Annotated in this window: 23 protein-coding genes and 1 tRNA gene; 18 read left to right on the top strand and 6 right to left on the bottom strand. The window is 71.0% G+C overall.

The genetic code is table 11. The features are described from left to right. Positions 1–3 precede the first annotated feature (3 nt). Positions 4–549 carry a murein hydrolase activator EnvC gene (locus GH740_RS09500; RefSeq protein ID WP_153745875.1) on the bottom strand — a complete coding sequence of 182 codons (546 nt, stop codon included), beginning with the start codon at positions 547–549 and terminating at the stop codon, positions 4–6. Positions 550–853: 304 nt separating this feature from the next. Between GH740_RS09500 and rpsB the strand changes: the two genes are divergently transcribed. The 9 genes from rpsB to GH740_RS09455 all read left to right on the top strand — a co-directional run bounded on the left by rpsB (position 854) and on the right by GH740_RS09455 (position 7519). After that, positions 854–1756, top strand: a complete 903-nt coding sequence (gene rpsB, locus GH740_RS09495) for a 30S ribosomal protein S2 (RefSeq protein ID WP_367641321.1) — start codon at positions 854–856, stop codon at positions 1754–1756. Between the two features lie 82 nt (positions 1757–1838). After that, positions 1839–2666, top strand: coding sequence for a translation elongation factor Ts (gene tsf / locus GH740_RS09490; RefSeq protein ID WP_153745874.1), 828 nt, complete (start codon positions 1839–1841; stop codon positions 2664–2666). An 87-nt stretch (positions 2667–2753) separates the two neighbouring features. Beyond that, complete coding sequence (gene pyrH / locus GH740_RS09485) at positions 2754–3473, top strand: UMP kinase (RefSeq protein ID WP_367641319.1); 720 nt, start codon at positions 2754–2756, stop codon at positions 3471–3473. Positions 3474–3549: 76 nt separating this feature from the next. Further along, complete coding sequence (frr, locus tag GH740_RS09480) at positions 3550–4104, top strand: ribosome recycling factor (protein WP_367641317.1); 555 nt, start codon at positions 3550–3552, stop codon at positions 4102–4104. Between the two features lie 9 nt (positions 4105–4113). Then, complete coding sequence (locus GH740_RS09475) at positions 4114–5154, top strand: phosphatidate cytidylyltransferase (RefSeq protein WP_153745872.1); 1041 nt, start codon at positions 4114–4116, stop codon at positions 5152–5154. Further along, positions 5151–5738 (top strand): DivIVA domain-containing protein, encoded by a 588-nt coding sequence (locus GH740_RS09470; protein ID WP_153745871.1) that lies wholly within the window; start codon positions 5151–5153, stop codon positions 5736–5738. Before GH740_RS09475 ends, GH740_RS09470 begins: the two co-directional genes overlap by 4 nt. A gap of 58 nt (positions 5739–5796) precedes the next feature. After that, the gene (locus tag GH740_RS09465) at positions 5797–6522 is read left to right on the top strand and encodes a lytic transglycosylase domain-containing protein (RefSeq protein WP_367641314.1); all 726 of its coding nucleotides are present in this window, start codon (positions 5797–5799) and stop codon (positions 6520–6522) included. 4 nt (positions 6523–6526) lie between these two features. Next, complete coding sequence (locus tag GH740_RS09460) at positions 6527–6811, top strand: hypothetical protein (RefSeq protein ID WP_153745870.1); 285 nt, start codon at positions 6527–6529, stop codon at positions 6809–6811. Continuing rightward, on the top strand, positions 6812–7519 hold the full coding sequence (locus GH740_RS09455) for an alpha/beta hydrolase (protein ID WP_153745869.1): 708 nt from the start codon (positions 6812–6814) through the stop codon (positions 7517–7519). It abuts the gene before it with no gap. Between the two features lie 9 nt (positions 7520–7528). Here the strand turns inward: GH740_RS09455 and GH740_RS09450 are convergent, their stop codons facing one another. Beyond that, a complete protein-coding gene (locus tag GH740_RS09450; RefSeq protein WP_153745868.1) occupies positions 7529–8590 on the bottom strand; it encodes an AI-2E family transporter in 1062 nt (353 codons plus the stop codon). Positions 8591–8771: 181 nt separating this feature from the next. Between GH740_RS09450 and GH740_RS09445 the strand changes: the two genes are divergently transcribed. Together GH740_RS09445 and GH740_RS09440 are read left to right on the top strand one after the other, a co-directional pair. Further along, complete coding sequence (locus GH740_RS09445) at positions 8772–10559, top strand: glycosyl transferase (protein WP_367641311.1); 1788 nt, start codon at positions 8772–8774, stop codon at positions 10557–10559. After that, entirely contained in the window at positions 10556–11482 is a 927-nt protein-coding gene (locus GH740_RS09440; protein WP_153745867.1) for a tetratricopeptide repeat protein, read from the top strand. The genes GH740_RS09445 and GH740_RS09440 overlap by 4 nt, the downstream gene beginning before the upstream one ends. Before the next feature lie 27 nt (positions 11483–11509). Here the strand turns inward: GH740_RS09440 and glgB are convergent, their stop codons facing one another. From glgB to GH740_RS09425, 3 genes are all read right to left on the bottom strand, one after another. Continuing rightward, on the bottom strand, positions 11510–13636 hold the full coding sequence (gene glgB, locus GH740_RS09435; RefSeq protein WP_367641309.1) for a 1,4-alpha-glucan branching protein GlgB: 2127 nt from the start codon (positions 13634–13636) through the stop codon (positions 11510–11512). Continuing rightward, positions 13633–15600, bottom strand: a complete 1968-nt coding sequence (locus GH740_RS09430; protein ID WP_153746027.1) for a maltotransferase domain-containing protein — start codon at positions 15598–15600, stop codon at positions 13633–13635. The genes glgB and GH740_RS09430 overlap by 4 nt, the downstream gene beginning before the upstream one ends. A 311-nt stretch (positions 15601–15911) precedes the next feature. Continuing rightward, positions 15912–15996 (bottom strand) — tRNA-Leu (locus GH740_RS09425). 107 nt (positions 15997–16103) lie between these two features. Between GH740_RS09425 and GH740_RS09420 the strand changes: the two genes are divergently transcribed. Next, entirely contained in the window at positions 16104–17411 is a 1308-nt protein-coding gene (locus GH740_RS09420) for a M20/M25/M40 family metallo-hydrolase (RefSeq protein WP_153745866.1), read from the top strand. A gap of 40 nt (positions 17412–17451) precedes the next feature. Continuing rightward, complete coding sequence (locus GH740_RS09415; RefSeq protein WP_153745865.1) at positions 17452–18294, top strand: undecaprenyl-diphosphate phosphatase; 843 nt, start codon at positions 17452–17454, stop codon at positions 18292–18294. On the opposite strand, the gene GH740_RS09410 is transcribed toward GH740_RS09415, so the two are convergent. After that, positions 18295–19161: a PAC2 family protein gene (locus tag GH740_RS09410; protein ID WP_367641307.1), complete on the bottom strand. Its 867-nt coding sequence runs from the start codon at positions 19159–19161 to the stop codon at positions 18295–18297. A gap of 95 nt (positions 19162–19256) precedes the next feature. Between GH740_RS09410 and GH740_RS09405 the strand changes: the two genes are divergently transcribed. From GH740_RS09405 to GH740_RS09385, 5 genes are all read left to right on the top strand, one after another. Beyond that, positions 19257–19949 carry an HAD family phosphatase gene (locus GH740_RS09405; RefSeq protein ID WP_153745864.1) on the top strand — a complete coding sequence of 231 codons (693 nt, stop codon included), beginning with the start codon at positions 19257–19259 and terminating at the stop codon, positions 19947–19949. Beyond that, a complete protein-coding gene (locus tag GH740_RS09400) occupies positions 19946–20992 on the top strand; it encodes a tRNA (adenine-N1)-methyltransferase (RefSeq protein WP_153745863.1) in 1047 nt (348 codons plus the stop codon). Before GH740_RS09405 ends, GH740_RS09400 begins: the two co-directional genes overlap by 4 nt. Before the next feature lie 9 nt (positions 20993–21001). Next, positions 21002–21958, top strand: coding sequence for an FKBP-type peptidyl-prolyl cis-trans isomerase (locus GH740_RS09395; RefSeq protein WP_153745862.1), 957 nt, complete (start codon positions 21002–21004; stop codon positions 21956–21958). A 143-nt stretch (positions 21959–22101) separates the two neighbouring features. Continuing rightward, positions 22102–23031, top strand: coding sequence for a YafY family protein (locus GH740_RS09390; protein ID WP_153746024.1), 930 nt, complete (start codon positions 22102–22104; stop codon positions 23029–23031). Beyond that, positions 23028–23993, top strand: coding sequence for a YafY family protein (locus GH740_RS09385; protein ID WP_153745861.1), 966 nt, complete (start codon positions 23028–23030; stop codon positions 23991–23993). The genes GH740_RS09390 and GH740_RS09385 overlap by 4 nt, the downstream gene beginning before the upstream one ends. The last annotated feature ends 1 nt before the right edge of the window (position 23994 follow it).

Below are 23994 nucleotides of genomic sequence, written 5' to 3'. Positions count from 1 at the left end.
CGCTCACGAGCAGCACGGCAGCAGCACGGCACGCGGCACGCCGCCCAAGAGCACCCACGGGTTGATGTACACCCCGTCCCTGCGCACGCCGAAGTGCAGCGCCCCCGGCGCGGTGTGTCCTCCCGTCGACAGCGTCCCGACCGTCTGACCGCGCAGTACCCGGTCGCCGGCGACGAGAGCGGACGTGATCGGCTCGAGCGTGGTCACCAGGCCGTCGCCATGATCGATGGTGAGGATGCCGCGACCGGCCACCCGCCCCGAGAAGGCGATCACGCCGCCGGCAGGCGCGCGCACCCCGTGCTGCCCACGAGGCTCCAGGTCGATCCCGCGGTGGCCGGGCGCGTACGCGTGCGCCGGTGCCCGGTAGGGCTGCACGATCCGGAACCCGGCGAGAGGCCACAGCCATCCGGCGGTGGACGGCACGGGGGTGGTGGATTCGGACGGCCGGCCGACGGGCTCCGCCGCAGCCGGCGCCGGGGTGGCCGCCACCAGAACGGCGGTCAGCACCAGCACGAGCGTCGCACGGACAGCCCCATGGATCGTCCTCATCCCGCCATGCTGGCAGCCGGGACATCCCGCAGCCGGCGCTGCGCCGGATCTGTGGAGAAGCAGGACCGGCACCCCCGGCGGACCGCATCGGGGGAGGAGCCCCCGGCTGATACACTGGACGCGCACCTCGCACGTCGAGGTGACTACGCGTGCCCACAGCGAGCGGAGCTCTCCGCGAGTGGCACTCATCCCCACGGTCCCCGAATCGGGGCGGGACGTGTGCCGGGCACCAGGATCAGCGGGCACCCGCCCGTCTGTGACAACCGGAAAGCGGCGCACACGCGCCGAGAACAGGAGAACGGCCGTGGCCGTCGTCACCATCCGCCAGCTGCTCGATGCCGGCGTTCACTTCGGACACCAGACCCGTCGGTGGAACCCGAAGGTGAAGCGATTCATCCTCACCGAGCGCAGCGGCATCCACATCATCGACTTGCAGCAGTCGCTGGCCTACATCGACCGTGCGTACGAGTTCGTCAAGGAGACCGTCGCCCACGGCGGCACGATCCTGTTCGTCGGGACGAAGAAGCAGGCGCAGGAGGTGCTCGCCGAGCAGGCCACCCGCGTCGGCCAGCCGTACGTCAACCAGCGCTGGCTGGGCGGGCTACTGACCAACTTCAGCACCGTCAGCAAGCGGCTGCAGCGCATGAAGGAGCTCGAGGAGCTCGACTACGAGAACCCCTCGGAGAGCGGCTTCACCAAGAAGGAGCTGCTGCTGAAGAAGCGCGAGCTCGACAAGCTGCACAAGTCGCTGGGCGGCATCCGCAACCTGCAGAAGACGCCGTCGGCGCTCTGGGTCGTGGACGCCAAGCGCGAGCACCTCGCGATCGACGAGGCCCGCAAGCTCGGCATCCCGGTGATCGGCATCCTCGACACGAACGCCGACCCCGACGAGATCCAGTACCCGATCCCGGGCAACGACGACGCCATCCGCTCGGTGAGCCTGCTCACCCGGATCATCGCCGACGCCGCCGCCGAGGGCCTCATCCAGCGCCACCAGCCCGCGGACGAGGCGGCGGCGCCTGCCGAGCCCCTCGCCGAGTGGGAGCGCGAGCTTCTCGAGCAGGGCACGGCCGCCCCCGCCGCGGACGCGGCGCCTGCCGAGGCCGAGCCCGTCGCAGCCGAGACCGTCGCGGCGCCTGCCGAGGCCGAGCCGGTCGCCGAGACCGCTGCCGCCGAGAGTGACGCCACGGTCACCCCGGCCGAGTAGTTTCCTGCACGCGACGGGGTCGTCTGCGGACGGCCCCGTCGCGGTATCCACGAGTACTCAGACACACAAGGAGCCGCCACCCATGGCAAACTTCACCATCGCCGACATCAAGGCCCTGCGCGAGCAGCTCGGCACGGGCATGGTCGACACGAAGAAGGCGCTCGAGGAGGCCGACGGCGACATCGAGAAGGCCGTCGAGATCCTGCGCCTGAAGGGCGCGAAGGGCAACGCGAAGCGCGCCGACCGCTCGACCACCGAGGGCCTCGTCGTGGCCCGTGAGTCCGACGGCGCCGTGACGCTTGTCGAACTGGCATGCGAGACCGACTTCGTCGCCAAGAACGACCGGTTCATGGCGCTGGCCGACAAGGTGGCCGATGCCGCCGCCGCCGCCTCGGCCGACTCGGCCGAGGCCGCCCTGGCCGCGCCGGCCGGCGACCAGACCATCGCGCAGCTCATCGCCGACGAGGCCGCCATCATCGGCGAGAAGATCGAGCTGCGCCGGGTGCGCACTCTTTCCGGTGACAAGCTGGAGGTCTACCTGCACAAGACCAGCAAGGACCTCCCGCCGCAGATCGGCGTGGTCCTCGCCTACACCGGCGACGACGCGACGACCGCGCGCAGCATCGCCCAGCACATCTCGTTCGCGAACCCGTCGTACCTCAGCGAGGCTGACGTCCCCGCGGCCGAGGTCGAGAAGGAGCGCGAGATCGTCACCGAGATCTCCCGGAACGAGGGCAAGCCGGAGGCCGCCCTCCCGAAGATCGTCGAGGGGCGCGTGCACGCGTTCTTCAAGCAGGTCGCGCTGCTGGAGCAGGACTACGCGAAGGACAACAAGCTGTCCGTGGCGCAGGTCGCCAAGGACGCCGGCATCACCATCACGGGCTTCGCCCGGTTCAAGGTCGGCGCCTGACAGTGCCCGAGGGCCCGCATCGACCCATCGATGCGGGCCCTTGCCATGCCCGTTCGCTAAGGTGTGATCGCGACGAGAGGACTGCACGTGATCAATGAAGCCACGGGGCGCCGGCGCGTCCTTCTCAAACTCTCCGGCGAGGCCTTCGGAGCCGGATCCCTCGGCGTGAACCCCGACGTGGTGAGCCAGATAGCGCGTGAGATCGCCGCGGCCACTGACGATGTCGAGATCTCCGTCGTCGTCGGCGGGGGAAACTTCTTCCGCGGCGCGGAGCTCAGCCAGCGTGGGATGGACCGCGGCCGGGCCGACTACATGGGGATGCTCGGCACCGTGATGAACGCGCTGGCCCTGCAGGACTTCCTCGAGCAGGCCGGCGCCGCCACCCGCGTGCAGTCGGCCATCCAGATGACCCAGGTCGCCGAGCCGTACATCCCCCTGCGCGCCGAGCGGCACATGCAGAAGGGCCGCGTCGTGATCTTCGGCGCCGGCGCCGGACTGCCCTACTTCTCCACCGACACCGTCGCCGCCCAGCGGGCACTCGAGATCCGTGCCGACGAGGTCCTCGTCGCCAAGAACGGCGTGGACGGGGTCTACACCGCCGACCCGAAGAAGGATGCGTCGGCCACCCGGATCGATCGCATCACGTATCTGGATGCCCTGCAGCGCGGCCTCAAGGTCGTCGACTCGACAGCGTTCAGTCTGTGCATGGACAACCGCATGGACATGCGCGTGTTCGGGATGGAGCCGGCCGGCAACGTCACGCGGGCCCTGCTCGGCGAGCAGATAGGGACGCTCGTCACCGCCTGAACGACGCCGGCAGCAGGGGAGCGGCGGATGCGCCGCGGCTAGACTGGGCGGGAACGCCCGAGCGAATGGAGAGACCGTGATCGCGGACGTATTGACCGATGCGGAAACCCGGATGGACAAGGCCGTCGAATCGGCGAAGGAGGACTTCGCCACCGTGCGCTCGGGCCGTGCCAACCCGCAGCTTTTCCAGAAGGTGCTCGTCGACTATTACGGCACGCCCACGCCGCTCGCCCAGCTCGCGTCGCTGAACGTCCCCGAGGCGCGCTCGCTGATAGTGACGCCGTACGACAAGTCCGCGCTGAAGGCCATTGAGCAGGCCATCCGCGACATCCCGAACCTCGGCGCGAACCCCACGAACGACGGCAGCATCGTCCGCATCACGATGCCCGAACTCACCGCCGACCGCCGCAAGGAGTTCGTCAAGATTGTGCGCACCAAGGGCGAGGACGCGAAGGTGCGTCTGCGCGGCATCCGCCGCAAGATCAAGGACGAGCTCGACGCCCTCAAGAACGACGTCGGAGAGGACGAGCTGGCGCGCGCCGAGAAGGAGCTGGACGCCATCACCCGGACCCACGTCGACGCCATCGACGATGCGCTCAAGCGCAAAGAAACCGAGCTGCTCGAAGTCTGAGGAAGACGCATGACGGACGGGTCCGCACAGCCGCCGGGCGACGGGTCGCGTCGCCGGGACCGTCGAGCGCGCCCTGACTCACCCCCCGCCGATGCCGCCGGCGACCCGAGCGCGGTGCTGCACGCACACCTGCGCGCGGCGCGCAGCGAGTTCGAGAACCAGGTCGCCCGCACCCGGGCGGACTTCGAGGAGGCCAACGAGCGGCTCAAGGAGCGCACGGGGCGGGACCTCATCCTCGCCATCCTGATCGGACTGGCCATCGGCGCCGTGCTGATAGCGTCGCTGATCATCTGGAAGCCGGTCTTCCTGATCCTCGCCGGCGCCGCAGCCATCCTCGGCGTCTTCGAGTTCACGCGCGCGCTGCAGGTGGCGGGCCGGCGCGTCGACCTCGTCCCGCAGCTGTTCGGCGCCGCCGCGCTGCTGCTGTCGGCGTGGTTCTTCGGCGACTGGCTGCACTGGGTCGTGCTGTGGGCCGTCGTCACCGTCGTCGTGGTCTGGCGCCTGCTCGGGCAGATGGTCGCACGCGACGGGCGACGCTACGCCGACGTGTGGGACGACGTGGTCACCGGCGTGCTCGTGCAGCTGTACGTGCCGTTCCTGGCGAGCCTGTGCGTGGTCCTGCTGCGGCAGGACCGCGGCGAATGGTGGGTCCTCGCGTTCATCATCATCGCCGCGGCCGCCGACACCGGCGCCTACGCCACCGGCCTGACGCTCGGCAAGCACCCCATGGCGCCGCGGATAAGCCCGAAGAAGACGTGGGAGGGCTTCGCCGGTGCGGTGCTGGCAGCCCTCGTGGCCGGCGTCCTGCTGGCCGCCCTCATGCTGCACCTGCCGTGGGGGACCGGCCTGTTGATCGGCGCCGTGATCCTCGCCACCGCCACCGTCGGCGACCTCGGCGAGTCCATGATCAAACGTGACCTCGGCATCAAGGACATGAGCTCGTGGCTTCCCGGTCACGGCGGCGTCCTGGACCGTCTGGACTCCATCCTCCCCTCCGCCGGCGCCGCGCTGGCCCTGTACTACCTCCTGACCCCCTTGGTGACGCAATGACGACCCGTTCCCCCGAATCCCGCCGCCCCGCCGCGGCCTCGCCGCGCTTCCCCCTGACATCCCGTCGCGAGAGGGGCTACGACGCCAAGATCGTCGACGCGTTCCTGGATCGGGCGCGGGCGGCGTTCGAGGAGGACCCGGATGCCGCGTCCCTGGCGGCCTCCGACGTCCGGGCGGTCGCGTTCCCGCTCGTGCGCCGTGGCTACCGGCCGGAGGCGGTGGATGCCGCGCTCGCCCGCGTGGAGGACGCTTTCGCGGTCCGGGAGCGGGAGCGGGCGCTCGCTCACGCCGGTACTGGCGAGTGGATCGGGCGGACCCGTGAGCGTGCGCAGGAGATCCTGGACCGGCTCAGCCGCGATCCCGGCCGGCGCTTCGACCGCGTCCGCGGACTCGGCTACGGGTACCGCGTCGAAGAGGTCGACATCGTCGCGGACAAGGTTGCGGCGTTCCTGGCGGAGGGGCGGCCGGTGACGGTCGAGCAGGTGCGCACGGTCGCGTTCCGCATGCAGCGCGGCGGCTACCGCGAGGCGCAGGTGGACGCGGTACTGGACGCCGTGGTCGACGTCATGCTGGCCGTCGGCTGACGAACCGCCGCACCGGAGATGGCGCCGGCCCCGGGGCGACGGTAGACTCTGGCACACTGTGACTTCCGGCACCGAGATGACACCCGAGGCCTCCCGCGCGATGCTCCGCCGCGACCTGAAGGCGGCGGCAGCGGCATCCCGGGCTCCGAAGCATCCGCGGCCGACCCGGTTCAGGCGCGGCCGCGGCGTCATGGCGGGCTTCGCCGTTTTCGCTGTCGTCGGCATGGCGGCGGCCTACCTGAGCCCGCTCGGCACCGCCATCTCGTTGCGCGCAAGCGCCGAAGTCACCCCCGCCGTCACCCTGTACGCCAGCGCGCTCGGGGATGCGCAGACCGTTGAGGTGGCCTCGCGGGTCACGGCGTCGCCCGCGTCGCTGGACCGTGACAGCTACGGCGCTGTCGTCAAGCCCCGCCTGCGCCAGAACCCGGTGGCGGTCGAGGGGCGGGCGGCATCGTTCAGCGTGCCGTTCGTCGCCCCGAACCCGGGCACCGCGCAGGCCATCGCGTACGACATGGTCAAGGCGCGCGGGTGGAGCGACGGCGAGTTCTCCTGCCTCGTGGCGCTGTGGAAGCGCGAGTCCGGATGGCGGGTGAACGCGTACAACTCCGGGAGCGGGGCGTACGGCATCCCGCAGGCATTGCCCGGCAGTAAGATGGCCTCCGCCGGCGCCGACTGGGCCACGAACCCCGCGACCCAGATCACCTGGGGCCTCGGCTACGTCAGCGGCCGGTACGGCACCCCCTGCGGCGCGTGGGGCCACTCGCAGTCCACCGGCTGGTATTGAGCGGATGCCCCGGTCTCACCGGCGGCGCCCCGACCCTCCGCGCGGCGACTCGTTCGATCGGTTCCTGGCGGGCTTCAAACACTCCGAGGTCCGGCGCGGCAGTGAATGGATCGTGCAGCCGGTCGCGGCCGGCCACGCGGAGAAGACCTACACCTGCCCGGGATGCGGCGGGACGATCGAGGCCGGGGTCGCACACGTCGTCGTGTGGCGCGCCGACGGCGTCCTCGGCGACGCGGCGGACCTCGCCGCACGCCGTCATTGGCACACGCACTGCTGGAAGGTGTATTGAATGGAGATCCGCGGACCGGTCCTGCTGCCCGCACGGCGCGAGGACATCGAGCTGCACACGTCGGACGATCTGACGCTGGTCGGTGAGCTCGCCCTACCCATGGACCGCGACCCCGTCGCGACGCTCGTCACGCTGCACCCGCTGCCCACCGCGGGCGGCTTCATGGACTCCCACATCATCCGCAAGGCCGCCGCGCGCCTGCCCGCCCTGGCCGACCTCGCGGTGCTGCGGTTCAACACCCGCGGCACAACCTCGCCGCGGGGAACGAGCGAGGGGACGTTCGACGGGGGAGAGGCGGAGAGACGGGATCTCGCCGCCGCGATGGACCTGGTGGCGCAGCGCCGCCTGCCGCATCCGTGGCTGGTGGGATGGTCGTTCGGCACCGAGGTCGCTCTGCGGCACGGGCGCTCCCACCCCGTGGACGGGATCATCCTGCTCTCCCCGCCGCTGCACCGCACCAGCGACGCGGAGCTCGCCGCCTGGGCGGGCGACCCGCGTCCCGTGGTGGCGCTGATCCCCGAGCACGATGACTACCTGCGACCTGCGCAGGCGCGGGAACGGTTCGCCGCGATCGGGCACGCCGACGTCATCGCGGTCGACGGCGGGCGCCACCTCTGGGTGGGGGAGAACCAGACCCGCCGAGTTCTCAGTGAGATCGTCGCCGCGGTGAACCCGTCGGCGCTCCCGCTGCCGACAACGTGGGAATAGGCGGCGGCGTCAGCGCTCATTCTGCCGAGGGATCACGACCTGCCGGTAGATGATCAGGATGCTGGCGGCGACCGGGATGGCGATGAGCGCGCCCAGCAGCCCCAGCAGCGATCCGCCGGCCAGCGCGGCGACCACGACGACCGCCCCGGGCACGGAAACCGCCCGGTTCATGATCCGCGGTGAGATGACGTATGCCTCGAGCTGCATGTAGATGAGGTAGTAGACGGCGGCGATGAGCGCCGTTGTGGGACTGCCGAGCCCCGGGATGAGGCACGTCAGGACGATGATCGCCGAACCCGTCAGCGTGCCCACCAGCGGGATCAGCGAGAAGAAGAACGCGATCACGGCCAGCACCGCGGGGAATGGCGCATGGATGACCGACAGGAAGATCGAGCTCAGGATGCCGTTGATCAGGCCCAGCGTGACTTGCCCCATCACGTAGTAGCCGACCGAGTCCGTGATCTGCTCGGCCAGGTCGATGAAGCGGGGCCGCTTCGACGCGGGGACCAGCTGGTACACCGCGCCCTTCAGGGACGGGGTGGACGCGGTGAAGTAGATGGTGAGGATCAGCACGATGAACGCCCCGAACAGCCCGCCGAAGAACGCGATGCCGACGTTGATCACGCCGCCGGTGATCGACCCCCAGTTCGCGAGCAGCCACTTCTGCGCGTTGGCGATGGCGTCGTCCACCGCCGACTCCTGGATCGCCGGGAACACGGAGTGGATCCAGTGCTTCACGTCCACGAGCGAGAGCGCCGTGTCCTGCAGGAACGTCTGGATCGCCTGCACCAGCTGCGAGATCTGGCTGACGATCGTCGGGACTATCAGCAGCACTATCCCGGCGAACACCGCCAGCACCAGGAGGATCGTCACCAGCACGGCCGCCCACCGGGGCAGCCGGCGGCGCACGAGGAACGCCACGACCGGCTCCAGGCCCAAGGACAGGAACAGCGCCGTGCCGATGTAGAGCAGGATCGTGGACAGCGTCTGGATGCTGCCGATGAGCAGGAGACCGAGTCCGACGCCCAGGGTCGCGACGAACGCGATCCGGAACGGATTCTGCACCTTCATCGGGACTCCTCGCCTGTCCACGGCCGACCGCGACATCCGCGCGCCGTGCCGTCAGGATACTTTCCCCGACGGCGACGACCCACCAGCGACCCTCCCGGGCGCCACACAGGTCTTCTTCGCTAGTCTGGAACGTCGAGTCATTCGCCCCGATCGTGCCGTCGTGGGCCGGGAGGATACATTCGTGCGCTTCGTATGGGCTGTGGCCGCCTTCGTGCTGGCCGCTCTGATGATCGCGACCGGCATCGCACAGCGGACCGTGTTCCAGGGTCCGAAGAGCGAGACGACGGCGATCACGGGGACCGCCGATACCTCCTACACGCTGATTGACGGAGCCGTACTGAACCGCCACACCGGCTCGCAGACGCTGCGCGCCGCCGCCGAGGGCACTATCTTCGCAGCGTACGGCCGCACCGACGACCTCAAGGCCTGGCTCGCCGACGCCGAGTACACCGCCGTCACACTGGACGGCGCGCACCACGTGACATCCACCGTCGTCGAGCCGACCGACGCAGCCCAGGCGCAGCACCGCAACCCGGCGGGGTCCGACCTGTGGCTCGACCAGTTCACGCAGGACGACATCCTCATCCAGCACCTGCAGCTGCCGGCGACGATGAGCGTGCTCGTCGCCACCGACGGCACTCAGCCCGCGCCGGCCCGGGTCTCCGTGACGTGGCCGCTGCAGACGGCGACCCCGTGGGCGGGGCCCCTCATCGTCGGCGGTGGCATCCTGATGGCCATCGGCGTCTTCCTGTACATCCTCGGCATCCGCCGGCTGCGCCGCTCCCGCGGGCCGCGCCGGAAGGCTCTCCCGCCTCTGCCGGAGACCGAATCCGTGGACCTCTCCGTGGAGGCCTCGGACAAGGGCGTGATCAGCGCCGGCAGGACCCGCACGCGCGCGGTGACCGGCCGACGGCGCTCGTTCGCTGTGATCCCGGTGCTCGCCGTCTCGTCGCTGCTGTTCGCGGGATGCTCCGCCGACGCGTGGCCGCAGCTGGGCACCACGCCCACGCCCACCCCCACCGCGACCGTCGTCGACCCCGGCAGCGTGCAGCCTCCGGCCGTCACGCAGCCGCAGGCCGAGCGCATCCTCTCGCACATCGCCGGAACGGTCGCGAAGGCCGACGACGGCAACGACGCCGCGCTGGCCGCGACCCGGCTGGACGGCGCCGCCCTCGCCGAGCGGCGGACGAACTACACGCTGCGCGGCAAAATCGCCAAGGAGGCGGCTCTTCCCGCGATCCCCGCCGGTGGGTTGAAGGTCGTCCTGCCGCAGGCGTACGAGGGTTGGCCCCGCATGGTGATGCTGATCGCCGAGCAGAAGTCGGCCGATACGGTGACCTCGAACGTCATGATGATCGCGCAGAAGGATCCGTGGTCGCCGTACAAGCTGTCCTACGTCGGGCAGCTGGAAGCGGAGCGGCTTCCTGAGGTGGCGCCCGCGTATGTCGGGGCGACCGCGGTGCAGCCGGATTCGTCGTTCCTGGTCATGCCGCCGGGCGGCATCGCGGCGGCGTACGCCGACGTGATCGACAAGGGTGACAAGAGCGCGCACGCGGCGGAGTTCGACACCGCGAACGACGTCTTCCTCGCCGGGGTGGCGGCCAAGCGGAACGAGCAGCTCGCGGAGTTCAACAAGACCGCGTCCAAGACGGGCCGGCTCACGTTCGCCGCAGCGGCCGGCAGTCAGGCGCCGCTGGCACTGGCCACTCTGGAGTCCGGGGCGATAGTGGCGGTCACCGTCAACGAGACGGAGACGGCCAAGCCGACGAACAGGGAGGCTGTGGTCAAGCTCGAGAACAACCCCCGGGTGAAGGCGCTCACCGGCGTCAAGGAGTCTCAGACCGGGTTCATCACGACATACAGCGATCAGCTCTTCTTCTACGTCCCGGGCGTCGGCGCCGGGGACGCGAAGATCCGGCTGCTCGGCTATTCGTCCAACATCCTCGGTGCGAAGGTGGTCAGCAAATGAGTCAGCCCAATCCCGGTGCCGTGCTGCGCGGTGCGGTCGACCTGTCCGGGCTGCGCAACCGCCCGGCGGCGCCGCCCGCCACCGACGGGGCACCTCCCGCATCCGGCGGGCTTGTGGTGGACGTCACCGACGCGACGTTCCCGCAGGTGCTCGAGCTGTCGCGCACCGTCCCCGTGGTCGTCGACCTGTGGGCGGAATGGTGCGGGCCGTGCAAGCAGCTCAGCCCGATCCTGGAGAAGGTCGTCATCGAGCTCGCCGGCCGGGTCGTGCTGGCAATGGTCGACGTCGACGCGAACCCGCAGCTCGCGCAGGGCTTCCGGGCGCAGTCGATCCCGATGGTGGTGGCGCTGATCGCCGGGCAGCCGGTTCCGCTGTTCACCGGTGCCGTGCCCGAGCAGCAGGTGCGCGAGGTGTTCGACCAGTTACTGCAGGTCGCGGCGCAGAACGGCGTGACCGGGTCCGTCGACGCGGGTACCGAGGAGCCCGGCGCCGAGCCGGCCGAGCCCCCGCTGCCGCCGCTGCATGCGGAGGCGTACGCGGCCATCGAGGCCGGAGACTATGCCCGCGCCGCCGACGCATACGAGCGGGCCCTCGCGGAGAACCCGGGCGACGAGGATGCCCGCGCCGGCCTCGGCCAGGTGCGGCTCCTGCAGCGGGTCGAGGGCGTCGACGCCGGTGCGGTGCGGGATGCCGCCGCGGCAGCACCGCGGGATGTGGCCGCACAGCTGACGGTCGCCGACCTGGATGTCGCGGGCGGTCACGTCGAGGACGCGTTCGGACGGCTGCTGGACCTGTTCGCCGCCGTCGACGGCGACGAGCGGGTCGCCGTCCGGGAGCGACTCGTGGAGCTGTTCGGGCTCGTCGGCGACGCCGACCCGCGCGTCGGCGACGCGCGACGCCGGCTGGCGTCGCTGCTGTTCTGACAACGCCGAGCCGCGGCCGGTCTTCGGTCAGTCCGCGAGCCAGAGCACGGCCAGCGCCGGCAGCACCATGACCGCCCGCCCGGCCGGGTCCGCGGTGACCTCACCGAGGTTGCCCACCCCGGAGCCGCCGTATTCAGCGGCATCCGTGTTCAGCACCTGACGCCACCGGCCGCCGTGCGGCAGGTCCAGCTCATAGCCGTCGAGAGCGGCGCCGGAGAAGTTGCACACCGCCACGAGGGTCGCGTCGCCGTCCCGGCGACTGAACGCGAGCACATCGGGGTCCCACTGCGGAGCGCCCAGGTGGGCGAACGCGTCGGGATCGGCATCCCGCCGCCACAGCGCCGGGGTGGCGGCGTAGGCACGGTTCAGCGCGCCGACGAACTCCTGCAGCCGGCGGTGGCTGGGCTGGTCGAGCAGCCACCAGTCCAAACCCCGGGATTCGGACCACTCCGACAGCTGTCCGAACTCCTGCCCCATGAACAGCAGCTGCTTGCCGGGATGCGCCCACATGTACGCGAGGAAACCGCGCATGCCGGCGAGCTTGCGCTCGTGGTCGCCGGGCATCTTCGCGAGGAGGCTGCCTTTGCCGTGCACGACCTCGTCGTGGCTGATCGGCAGGACGAAGTTCTCGCTGAAGGCGTACGCGAACGAGAACGAGAGGTCGCCGGCGTGATGCCTCCGGTACAGCGGGTCGCGCTGGATGTACACGAGCGCGTCGTTCATCCAGCCCATGTTCCATTTGAACCCGAACCCCAGCCCGCCGCGCTCGGTGGGCGCCGTCACGCCCGCGAAGCTCGTGGACTCCTCGGCGATCATCACGATGCCCGGATACAGCCGGTACGCCGTGGCGTCGACCTCCTGCAGGAATCGGATGGCCTCGAGGTTCTCCCGCCCACCGTGGATGTTCGGCTCCCATTCGCCGTCGGCGCGCGAGTAGTCCAGGTACAGCATCGAGGCGACGGCGTCGACCCGCAGCCCGTCGACGTGGAACTCATGCAGCCAGTACAGCGCGTTGGCGACCAGGAAGCCGCGCACCTCATTGCGGCCGTAGTCGAAGATGTACGTGCCCCAGTCGCGATGCTCGCCGCGGCGCGGGTCGGGATGCTCGTATACGGGCCGCCCGTCGAAACGGCCGAGCGCGAAAGCGTCTTTCGGGAAGTGGCCGGGCACCCAGTCCAGGATCACACCGATCCCGGCGCGGTGCAGCTCGTCGATGAGATGCCGCAGGTCGTCGGGTGCGCCGAACCGGCTCGTGGGCGCGTAGTAGCCGCTGACCTGATAACCCCACGAGCCGCCGAACGGGTGCTCCGCGAGCGGCATGAACTCCACATGGGTGAAGCCGAGGCGGTGCACATGCTCGATGAGCGGTGCCGCCAGGTCACGGTAGCCGAGGCCGGGCCGCCACGAGCCCACGTGCAGCTCGTACACCGACATCGGCTGCGCGACCGGCTGCGCCGCCGCCCGTGCCGCGATCCATTCGCCGTCGGACCAGGTGTGGTGGGAGACGGTCACCACCGATCCCGTCGCCGGCGGCGTCTCCGCGCGCTGCGCCATCGGGTCCGCCTTCAGAAGCCAGGGGCCGTCGGCGGAGAGGATCTCATACTTGTAGACGGTGCCCTCCCCGGCATCCGGGGCGAACAGCTCCCAGACGCCGCTGGCGCCCAGCGACCGCATCGCGTGTCCGGCGCCGTCCCAGGCGTTGAAGTCGCCCACCACGCGCACGGCACGGGCGTGCGGAGCCCACACGGCGAACGCCGTGCCGACGACGCCGGCATCCTCGCGGACGTGCGCGCCGAGGACCTCCCAGAGGCGCTCGTGCCGGCCCTCGGCGATGAGGTGCAGATCGAGCTCGCCGAGCGTGGGCAGGTGCCGGTAGGGATCGTCGGCGGTGAACCCGGGGCCGTCCGGGTACGTCGTCTCCACGACGTACGGGCGGACGGTGCCGGTCCACCGGCCCTCCCAGATGCCGGCGCGCCGGTGGGCGAGCGGGACGCGCGCTCCGTCGGCGAACACCGCGGTCACGGTCTGCGCGAGGGGCCGGCGCACTCGCACGGTCCCGCCGCCGGTGGCATCCGGGCGCAGTCCCAGCACGTCATGCGGGGCGTGGTACGCGCCCGCCGCGACGGCGTCGAGAACCTCCTCGGAGACGCTCACGGACCCGCCTCGACCGCCACGACGTGGACGGGCTCGGCGAACGCGTCCAGGCGCACGAAGTTGTGGTCGGTCCAGTCCCACTCGGCGCCGGTGATGAGGTCCCGCACCCGGTAGCCGTCGCCGGGGCGGACGCCGAAGATCGTCGTGTCCAGGTGGATCATGGTCTGCCGCACGGAGTGCGGATCCAGATTGGCGACCACCACGACGGTGTCCGCCCGCCCGGTCGGCGAGAACGCGGCATCCAGGTGCTTCACATAGACGAGGATCGCGTCGTCGTCGCTGTACTGCACTGTCAGGTTCCGCAGCTGCCGCAGCGCCGGGTGCTCGGCGCGGATCTCGTTGAGACGGCGCAGGTACGGCGCGAGCGAGTCGCCGGAGGCCTGTGCACCCTCCCAGTCGCGCAGCTTGTACTCGTACTTCTCGTTGTCGAGGTTCTCCTCAGAGCCCGGCCGGGCGACGTTCTCGTACAGCTCATAGCCCGCGTACACGCCGTAGGAGGGGCCGGCGGTCGCGGCGATGGCGGCACGGATGCGGTACGCCGGCCGTCCACCGAACTGCAGGTACTCGGTGAGGATGTCGGGGGTGTTCACGAAGAGGTTCGGGCGCAGGAAATCGGCGGTGTCGTTCGCGACGCCGGTGAGGAACTCCTCGAGCTCGGGCTTCGTGTTGCGCCACGTGAAGTACGTGTAGCTCTGCTGGAACCCCGCCCGCGCGAGGGCGTGCAGCGGCGCGGGCCGCGTGAACGCCTCGGCGAGGAACACGACGTCGGGGTGGGCTCCGGTCACGGTGCGGATGAGCCACTCCCAGAACCACAGCGGCTTCGTGTGCGGGTTGTCGACGCGGAAGATCCGCACGCCCTGCGCGATCCAGTGCTCGACGACGCGCAGCACCTCGGCGCGGAGGCCCTCGGGGTCGCCGTCGAAGTCGATCGGGTAGATGTCCTGGTACTTCTTCGGCGGGTTCTCCGCATAGGCGATCGAGCCGTCGGGGAGCGTCGTGAACCACTGCGGGTGCGTGGCGACCCACGGATGGTCGGGGGACGCCTGGAGGGCGAGGTCCAGCGCCACTTCCAATCCGGCCGCCTCGGCGGCCTTCACGAACGCCCGGAAGTCCGCGAGCCGGCCGAGATCGGGGTGGATGGCGTCGTGGCCGCCGGAGTCGGCGCCGATCGCCCACGGCGAGCCGGGATCGTTCGGGCCCGCGGTCAGCGTGTTGTTGGGGCCCTTCCGGTTCGTGTTCCCGATGGGGTGGATCGGCGGCAGATAGACGACCTGGAACCCCATCTCCGCGATCGCCGGCAGCCGCTTCGCGGCGGTGCGGAACGTTCCGCTGCGGATAGCGCCGTCCGGCATCCGGTGCGCGCCCTCGGAGCGCGGGAAGAACTCGTACCAGGCGCCGACGCCGGCGCGTTCGCGTTCGACCCGCAGGGCGAGCTCGCCGCCTGCCGTGGCCAGGGACTGCAGCGGACGGTCACGGAAGATCGTCGCGAGGTCCTCGTCCCGGACGACGGCGAGCGCCGCGGCGGGGTCGCCGGCAGCATCCAGCGTCTTGGCGGCCCGGCGCAGGGCTGTGCGCTGCGCGGCGGGACGTTCGGACTCTGCGGCGGCGCGCAGGAACAGCTGCGTGCCGAGAGTGCGCATGACCGCGACATCCACCCCCGCCTCGATCTTGACGTCGGCCGCGTGGCGCCAGGTGGCGTAATCGTCCGCGAACGCCTCGAACCGGTACGTCCAATCGCCCTGCTCGAGCAGGGCTATGTCGGTGCGCCACCGGTCGAACCCGTCGCCGAGGGGGAGCACGCGATGCAGCGACTCGTCGCCGGCGGGCGAGCGCAGCCGCACGTGCACCCCGATCCTGCCGTGGCCCTCCCGGAACGCCGTCACCCGGAACGGCACGACCTCGCCGACGAAGGCCTTGGGCAGCAGCCCGTCGCATCCGGGCAGTGCGGGCGCCGGCGCCAGCAGCGGAATGCGCCCGGCGACGGTGCCGGTGTCAGGCGGCGAGGGCGGCAGCGGCCGCACCGGGATCGCGGTCCGGCTGCGCCAGCCGGAGTCGCGTCGCGGAGAACGGGATGCCACCTGACGAACCTATCGCGCCCGACGTCCGCGCAGGGGTGCGCGCGGCGTCCGGCAGGCAGGACATGCTGCACCGGCGGCCGCGACACGCCGGATGACCGGCGCGCGTCGACAGGATGTCCTGCGAGATGAACAGGTCCGGCCGGCCGAGGGCGGCCGGGGCAAACGGAAAAGGCCCCTGACGGGGCCTTTTCTGAATGTGCGCGAGGGGGGACTTGAACCCCCACGCCCTATACGGGCACTAGCACCTCAAGCTAGCGCGTCTACCTATTCCGCCACCCGCGCAGGTGGTGATGCTTTACGCAACCGAGGAATGACAATATCACGTTCTCACGGCGCCCCGGACCCCGGCCGCCCCTGCGCGCGCACGCCGACCGAGTAGCCTGGACCGCATGCCCGATGCCGCGGATGAGCCCACTCTCACCGAGGTCGCCCGCATCGCGCGCGATCTCATCCGCATCGACACCACGAACCACGGCGGCGGCCGCTCGGCGGGGGAGCGGGAGGCGGCCGAGTACGTCGCAGCGCGCCTGGAGGGACTCGGACTGACGCCGGAGCTCTACGAGCCGGTCCCGCGGCGCACGAACGTCTGCGCCCGGGTGCCCGGCCGCGACCGCGACCGGCCCGCCCTCGTGGTGCACGGCCACTTGGATGTCGTCCCGGCGGTCGCCGACGACTGGTCCGAGGACCCCTTCGCCGGGGTGGTCCGCGACGGGATGCTGTGGGGCCGCGGCGCCGTGGACATGAAGGACATGGATGCCATGATCCTGGCCGCCGTCGGCGACATCCTCGGCGCCGGGGAGCAGCCCGCGCGCGACCTCGTCCTGACCTTCTTCGCCGACGAGGAGAACGGCGGGGTGGAGGGCTCCGCCCTCGTCGTCCGCGACCGTCCCGACTGGTTCGCGGGCGCGAGCGAGGCCATCAGCGAAGTGGGCGGCTACTCGATCACGGTGGCGGGACGCCGCGCGTATCTGCTGCAGACGGGGGAGAAGGCGCTGCTCTGGCTGCGCCTGCGCGCCCGCGGCCGGGCGGGTCACGGCAGCGGGTTCCACCCCGACAATGCCGTCACCCGGCTCGCCGAGGCCGTCGTCGCGCTCGGGCGCACGCCGTGGCCGGTACGGCTCACCGAGACCACCCGCGCGCTGCTGGACGAGTTTGCCCGGCTCAGCGGCGCCGGCGACGCCGACCCGGACGCCCTCGCCGACCTGGCCGGGTCGGCCGCGCCCTTCATCCGCTCCACCCTGCGCACCACCACCAACCCGACGGGACTGACGGCCGGCTACAAGCACAACGTCATCCCGGACACGGCCGAGGCGCTCATCGACGTCCGCGTGCTCCCGGGCACCGAGGACGACGTGCTGGCCGAGATCGGCCGCATCGTCGGGACGGATGTCGAGGTGTCCGTGGTCACGCGCGACATCGGACTCGAGGCGCCGCTGCACGGGGACCTCGTCGACCGGATGGTGCAGGCCCTGGGCCGGCACGACCCCGGCGTCCCGGTGATCCCGTATCTGATGGGCGGGGGCACCGACAACAAGGCGCTGGCTCGCCTGGGCATCACCGGCTACGGCTTCGCGCCGCTGCGGCTTCCCGCAGGACTCGACTTCACAGGGATGTTCCACGGGGTCGACGAACGAGTGCCGCTGGACGCCCTCGAGTTCGGCCGCGCCGTACTCACCGACCTGCTCCGCGACTGCTGACCGCCGCGCCGCACACCACTTCACGCACGAAAGGCGATTCATGCAGCATTTCCTCGAGGCCATCCTCCTCGGTCTCGTGCAGGGCCTGACCGAGTTCCTGCCGATCTCCTCGAGCGCACACCTGCGTATCGTGGGCGCGTTCCTCCCCGACCTCGGAGCGAACGCCGACCCCGGTGCGGCTTTCACCGCCATCACGCAGATCGGCACCGAGGCGGCCGTCGTGGTGTTCTTCTGGCGCGACATCGTCCGCATCATCGGGCACTGGTTCCGCGCCCTTGTCGGCCGCATCCCGCGCAACGACCCGGACGCGAAGATGGGCTGGCTGATCATCGTCGGCACCATCCCGATCGTCGTGCTCGGCCTGCTCTTCCAGACCCAGATCGAGACGGTGCTGCGGTCGCTGTGGGTCATCGCCGTCACGCTGATAGTGTTCGGCGTGATCCTCGGCATCGCCGACATGATCGGCGCCGAGCGGCGCAAACTCGACGACCTCACGGTCGGGCACGGCATTGTCTACGGCCTCGCCCAGTCGCTCGCCTTGATCCCCGGCGTGTCCCGCTCCGGCGGCACCATCACGGCGGGACTGCTGCTCGGCTACAGACGCGAGGCCGCCGCGCGCTACGCGTTCCTGCTGGCGATCCCGGCCGTGTTCGGCAGCGGCTTCTACGAGCTGTACAAGGTGCTGAAATCCCCGGCGCCGGAGGTGTTCACGATGGGGGAGACTGCGGTGGCCACGATCGTCGCGTTCGGCGTCGGGCTCGCGGTCATAACGTTCTTCATGAAATGGATCTCCCGGCACAGCTTCCTGCCGTTTGTCCTGTATCGCGTCGCGCTCGGCACCGCCCTCATCGTGCTGCTGAGCACGGGCGTCATCGCGGCGTAATCAGCGCCCGCGCGGGTCGTCGCGGCCCGGCTTGCCCGGGCCGTCGCCCCGGCGGCGCAGGTAGCGCTCGAACTCCTTGGCGATGGCGTCGCCGGACGCCTCGGGGGAGTCCCACGTGTCACGGGCCGCCTCCAGCTGCCGGATGTAGGCGGTCATCTCGTCGTCCTCGGCGGCGGCCGCGTCGATCGACGCCTCCCAGGCTGCCGCCTGCGTCGCAAGGTCGCCGCGGGGGACCGCTGCCCCGGTGATCTCCTCGAGCCGGTCCAGGAGGGCCAGCGCGGCCTTCGGCGACGGGGTGTGGCCGGCGACGTAGTGCGGCACGCTCGCCCACAGGCCCACGGTGGGAATGCCGGCGGTCTCCGCCGCCGCGGCCAGCGCGCTCAGGATCCCGACCGGACCCTCGTATGTGCTCCGCTCCAGATCCAGGGCCGTGCGCAGCTGCTCGTTGTCGCTGCCGGCGAACACCGAGATGGGGCGGGTGTGCGGCACGTCCGACATCATCGACCCCAGTGCCACGAACCCCGTGACATCCTCGCGCAGCAGCACGTCGATGATCTCGGTCGCGAACGACTGCCACGCACGCGCGGGCTCCACGCCCGCCAGCAGCCACAGCTGAGTGCCCCGGGTGCGCCGGGTCGGGCGGTACAGCGTGGTCTCCGGCCAGCGCAGCACCCGTCTGCCGTCGTCGTCGATGACCATCTGCGGACGCGTGTACTGGTAATCGAAGTACAGCTCGGGGTCCACCGAGAACACCGGCTCGTACGAGCCGCTCTCCTTCAGCAGCATCGCAGCCGACGTTGCGGCCTCTCCGGCGTCGTTCCATCCGTCGAATGCGGCCACGACGACCCGGCGGCCCAGTGAATCCACGCGCGCTCCCTCCGGTGTCCGGCGCTTGCATCCAGGATAGGTGAGCGCACCGGTCCTGCGCGCGGGGCTCGGACGCCCGCCGATACGATGGACGGATGACCCCCTCCGTGCCCGCCGCCGTCCTGTGGGACATGGACGGAACGCTCGTGGACACCGAGCCGTACTGGATGGCCGCGGAGACGCCACTCGTGGAGTCGTTCGGCGGGACCTGGTCGCACGAGCAGGCCCTGCAGCTGGTGGGGCTGGCACTGGACGAGACGGCGCGGATCTTCCAGGCGCACGGCGTGCGCATGGATGCCGACGCCATCGTGCACCGCCTCACCGACGACGTGCTGGCGGGCCTTGCCCGCGACGGCGTCCCATTCCGGCCGGGCGCGCGGGCGCTGCTGCGGAGCCTCCGGGATGCCGGAGTGAAGACGGCGCTGGTGACGATGTCGATGCGGCGGATGGCGCGCTCGATCATCGACCTCATCGACTTCGACGCGTTCGACGTGATAGTGGCCGGAGACGACGTGACGCGGCCCAAGCCCTACCCGGACCCCTACCTGCAGGCGTGCGCACAGCTCGGCGTCGAGCCCGCGGACGCCGTCGCACTCGAGGACTCGCCGAACGGGCTCCGCTCGGCAGTGGCCTCCGGCGCCGTCACGATCGGCGTGCCGCACATGGTCTCGCTGACCGGCGTCGGCGCGCACGTCCTCTGGCCGACGCTCGACGGGCGCGGCGTCGCGGACGTGGCTCAGGCGTACGCGTCGCACCGTGACGGACATCGGTCGAAGGGCCGCCCATGACGACATCCGCGCCGCGCCCGAGCGGCCCGTTCCGCTACGGCGACCGCGTCCAGCTCACCGGCCCCAAAGGCCGGCTGCACACTGTCACGCTCCGCGAGGGCGGCGAACTGCACACACATCGCGGCGTGCTGCGCCACGAGGCGCTGATCGGCCTGCCGGATGGGTCGGTCGTCCGCAACAGCGGGGACGCCGAGTACCTCGCGCTGCGTCCGCTGCTGCGCGACTTCGTGATGTCGATGCCGCGCGGCGCCGCCATCGTCTACCCGAAGGACGCCGCGCAGATCGTCGCGCAGGCGGATGTATTTCCTGGAGCCGTCGTCGTGGAGGCCGGCGTGGGCTCCGGCGCCCTGTCGCTGTCGTTGCTGCGGGCCGTCGGGGACGCCGGCCGCCTCGTCTCGTTCGAACGCCGCGAGGAGTTCGCCGACGTCGCGAAGGCCAACGTCGCGACGTTCCTCGGCCGCACCCCGGCGAACTGGCAGGTCGTGCTGGGCGACCTCACCGAGCAGCTTCCGGAGGCGATGCCGGACGGGAGCGTGGACCGCGTCGTGCTCGACATGCTCGCGCCGTGGGAGTGCATCGACGCTGTCGCCGCCGCGCTCACCCCTGGCGGCGTGGTGCTCTGCTACATCGCCACCGCCACCCAGCTCAGCCGGGTGGCGGAGTATCTGCGAGGCACGGGCCTTTTCACCGAGCCCGAGGCCAGCGAGACGATGATCCGCGGGTGGCACGTCGAGGGCCTGGCCGTCCGCCCCGACCACCGGATGGTCGCGCACACCGGGTTCCTCATCAGCGCACGCCGCCTCGCGCCGGGCGCTGTCCCGCCGGATGTCCGCAAGCGCGCCGTGCGCAAGACGGCGTACGGGGACGAGGATGTCGAGCTGTGGACGCCGGGCGCGGTGGGCGACCGCCAGATCACCGACAAGAACCTCCGCAAGCGCGTTCGCGAGGCCCGGCGCGCGGCTGACGGAGCCCAGCAGGCGGCCGACGACGCCCGGCGCGCGGACCGGCGCCCGGCGACGGGGGACGACAAGGCGAACGCCTAGACTGGTGCGGTGCGCAAACTCCCCGCCGTCTTCGCCACCCTCTCCCTGACCGCCGTCGCTCTCGTCGGCTGCGCCTCGACGACCGACGCCGCGGCCGCCTGCGGCCGGCACACCGATGCGGGCTCGTCGACGATGAACCTCATCTCGGTGACGGGTGCGCAGACCGCGGTCCCCGTCGTGAACGTGCACACGCCGTTCCACACCTCCACGACCCGGTTCGCGGATGTCGACCCGGGCACCGGGACGGTGCCGATCACGAGCGCGTCGCAGATGATCGTGCTGGATGTCTCGCTGGTCAGCGCGACCACGGGGAAGACCCTTATCAGCACGCCGTACGACGGTGACGAGTCGCGCGCGATGGCCTTGTCGCAGTGGGCGCAGTCGTTCCCCGCGTTCAGCACCGCCCTGCACTGCGCGACGGCGGGCACCCGCGTGGCGGTGGCGATAGCGCCCGGCGGCGTGGACGCGTCCCCCGCGCAGAGCCTCGGCCTGTCCAAGGACGACTCGCTCGTGGCGATCCTCGATCTGCGGCGCGTGTATCTCGGGGCGGCGAACGGCTCGCTCGTGTACAACTCGGGCTGGGGGATGCCGGCGGTCGTGCGGGCTCCCGGCGGGCGTCCCGGCGTCATCGTCCCGGACGGTCCGGCCCCGCAGCAGACCACGGTGCAGACGCTCAAGCGCGGCGACGGGGCGAAGGTCACCGCCGACGACTCCGTGCTGGTGAACTACACGATAGTGAACTGGACGGACAAGACCGTCGCCGACGACACGTGGGACAGCCAGCCGCAGTTCGTGACCCCGTCGTCCAAGTCGAAGGGCTTCCAGGCGGCGCTGGAGGGCCAGACGGTCGGGTCGCAGGTGATGGCGATCATCCCGAAGGCGGACGGAACGTCGGACGCTCGCGACACCCAGGTCGTGGTGATCGACATCCTCGGCATCGGCCCGGCGCCGAAGACGGCGCAGTAACCCGCGTCGGCCGCGTCACCCGGGCCGCGCGCGGCGGGCAGCCCTAGGATGGCCTCGTGTCTGCCGAACCCACGTCTTCCGCGCCCCGCTCCGACGAGCGTGGCGCGCCCGAGGAGCGGCTGCTGAACCTCGTGGTGGCGCTCATGGCGACCGAGCAGGGGCTGACGAAGGACGCCATCCTCGGGTCCGTCTCCGGCTACCGGGAGCAGTCCGAGGCGGGCGCGTCCAAGGACGCCCTCGAGAAGATGTTCGAGCGGGACAAGGAGAACCTGCGCGGACTGGGCGTGCCGATTGAGACGATCGGGGACCGGCTCGACCCCGACGACCTGCGCGAGGCGCGCTACCGCGTGCCCACGGCGGAGTATGCGCTGCCGGCCGACATCACTTTCACCCCGGCCGAGATCGCCGTGCTCAACCTCGCCGGCGGGGTCTGGAGCCAGGGGTCGCTGTCCGCGGACGCCCGCAGTGGACTGCGCAAGATCCGGTCCCTGGGCATCGACGTGGACGAGCCGATCATCGGCTACTCGCCGCGGATAAGCCTGCGCGAGGCGTCCTTCGGTCCGCTGCAGCGCGCGATCGAACAGAGCCGGATCGTCACGTTCCCGTACCTGAAGCCGGGGGAGGCCGCGGCGCGTGTGCGCACCGTCCGCCCGCTCGCGCTCGTCGAGTACGAGGCGCGGTGGCACGTGTACGGCAGCGACGTGGATGCCGAGGCAGACCGCACATTCCTGTTGTCCCGGATCGTCGGGGACGTGAAGATCACCCGGCGGGGGTTCGACCCGGCGCTGCGGACGGGAGCGGGGGAGCGCGCCCTCGCGGGGCTGGAGGCTGTGGCCGCCCGACACAGCGCGCTGCTGGAGGTCCACCCGGGCACCGAGGCCGCACTCCGGCTGAACCGCCGGGCGACCCCGGCCGAGCAGGGCATCCGGGTGCCGTACGTCGACGTGCACATCTTCGCCGACGAACTGGCCTCGTACGGACCCGAAGTGCGCGTCGTGGAACCGCCCGAGCTGCGCGATCAGGTGGTGCGGCGCCTGAGCGCGGCGGCGGCCGTGCACGGGGAGACGCGATGAACGCCCAGCGACCGGTGCTTGCCACCGACCGGGCCGCGCTGATGATGCAGCTGGTGCCCTACCTCATCAATCAGGGCGAGGTGTCGGTCGACGAGGCTGCGCGGGAGTTCGACGTCACGCCCGCGCAGATGCGCGACATGGTGCAGCGGCTCACGATGATCGGACGCCCGGGGGACAGCGGCTTCTGGCAGCTGCCGAACGACCTGTTCGACATCGACTGGGATCTCCTGGACGAGCAGGACCGGATCGTCATCACGAACGCCGTCGGCCTGGAGGAGTCGCCGCGCCTGACCGCCCGCGAGGCGGCGGCGCTGCTGGCCGGGCTCCAACTCGCACAGTCGCTGCCCGGCCTCGGGGACAGCGGCGTGATCACGGGCCTGCTGGCCAAGCTCGCCAAGGGCGCGTCCAGTGCGCCCGCCGACGTCATCGTCGCGCCCGGCCCCGTCGACCAGGTGCGGGTCGCCGTCGACGATGCGCTGCGCCACCGCGTCGCCGTCTCGTTCACATACAAGGCGCCCGACGCGCCGGAGACCACCCGCACCGTGGACCCCGTGAAGGTGCACATAGCGAACGGGCAGTGGTACCTGCAGGGCTGGTGCCACCTGCGGCAGGCCATGCGCACGTTCCACCTCGACCGGGTGAGCGAGCTCAGTCTCACCGACATCCCGATCACGCATGGCGAGGAGCCGGTGCCGGCGCTGTTCGAGACCGGCGAGGCCGACATCGTCGCGCGGCTGCGGTTCCCCCCGACCGTGGCGCCGCTGATCGGCGGCTACCTCGACCAGGCCCGGGTGACCACGCACGGCGATCTCAGCGAGGCGACGCTGCGCGTGGCCGACGTGCAGAGCCTGAAGCGGCTCGCCACGAGCCTGGGCGGGGACCTGGAGATCCTGGAGCCGCCGCAGGCACGGGACGCCGCCGCCGACTGGGCCCGGGCAGCCCTCGCGCAGTACACCGAGTGAT

Source organism: Microbacterium sp. SYP-A9085 (assembly GCF_009649635.1).
Lineage (GTDB): Bacteria > Actinomycetota > Actinomycetes > Actinomycetales > Microbacteriaceae > Microbacterium.
This window is presented reverse-complemented; position numbering and strand designations above follow the sequence as displayed.

Excerpts from the sequence above, each read along its gene's own strand:
- GH740_RS09475 (WP_153745872.1), top strand. The coding sequence starts at position 4,114 with ATGACGGACGGGTCCGCACAGCCGCCGGGCGACGGGTCGCGTCGCCGG.
- GH740_RS09455 (WP_153745869.1), top strand. The coding sequence starts at position 6,812 with ATGGAGATCCGCGGACCGGTCCTGCTGCCCGCACGGCGCGAGGACATC.
- GH740_RS09405 (WP_153745864.1), top strand. The coding sequence starts at position 19,257 with ATGACCCCCTCCGTGCCCGCCGCCGTCCTGTGGGACATGGACGGAACG.
- tsf (WP_153745874.1), top strand. The coding sequence starts at position 1,839 with ATGGCAAACTTCACCATCGCCGACATCAAGGCCCTGCGCGAGCAGCTC.
- GH740_RS09400 (WP_153745863.1), top strand. The coding sequence starts at position 19,946 with ATGACGACATCCGCGCCGCGCCCGAGCGGCCCGTTCCGCTACGGCGAC.
- GH740_RS09500 (WP_153745875.1), bottom strand. The coding sequence starts at position 549 with ATGAGGACGATCCATGGGGCTGTCCGTGCGACGCTCGTGCTGGTGCTG.
- GH740_RS09385 (WP_153745861.1), top strand. The coding sequence starts at position 23,028 with ATGAACGCCCAGCGACCGGTGCTTGCCACCGACCGGGCCGCGCTGATG.
- GH740_RS09420 (WP_153745866.1), top strand. The coding sequence starts at position 16,104 with ATGCCCGATGCCGCGGATGAGCCCACTCTCACCGAGGTCGCCCGCATC.
- GH740_RS09460 (WP_153745870.1), top strand. The coding sequence starts at position 6,527 with ATGCCCCGGTCTCACCGGCGGCGCCCCGACCCTCCGCGCGGCGACTCG.
- GH740_RS09440 (WP_153745867.1), top strand. The coding sequence starts at position 10,556 with ATGAGTCAGCCCAATCCCGGTGCCGTGCTGCGCGGTGCGGTCGACCTG.
- GH740_RS09470 (WP_153745871.1), top strand. The coding sequence starts at position 5,151 with ATGACGACCCGTTCCCCCGAATCCCGCCGCCCCGCCGCGGCCTCGCCG.
- GH740_RS09415 (WP_153745865.1), top strand. The coding sequence starts at position 17,452 with ATGCAGCATTTCCTCGAGGCCATCCTCCTCGGTCTCGTGCAGGGCCTG.
- GH740_RS09390 (WP_153746024.1), top strand. The coding sequence starts at position 22,102 with ATGGCGACCGAGCAGGGGCTGACGAAGGACGCCATCCTCGGGTCCGTC.
- GH740_RS09450 (WP_153745868.1), bottom strand. The coding sequence starts at position 8,590 with ATGAAGGTGCAGAATCCGTTCCGGATCGCGTTCGTCGCGACCCTGGGC.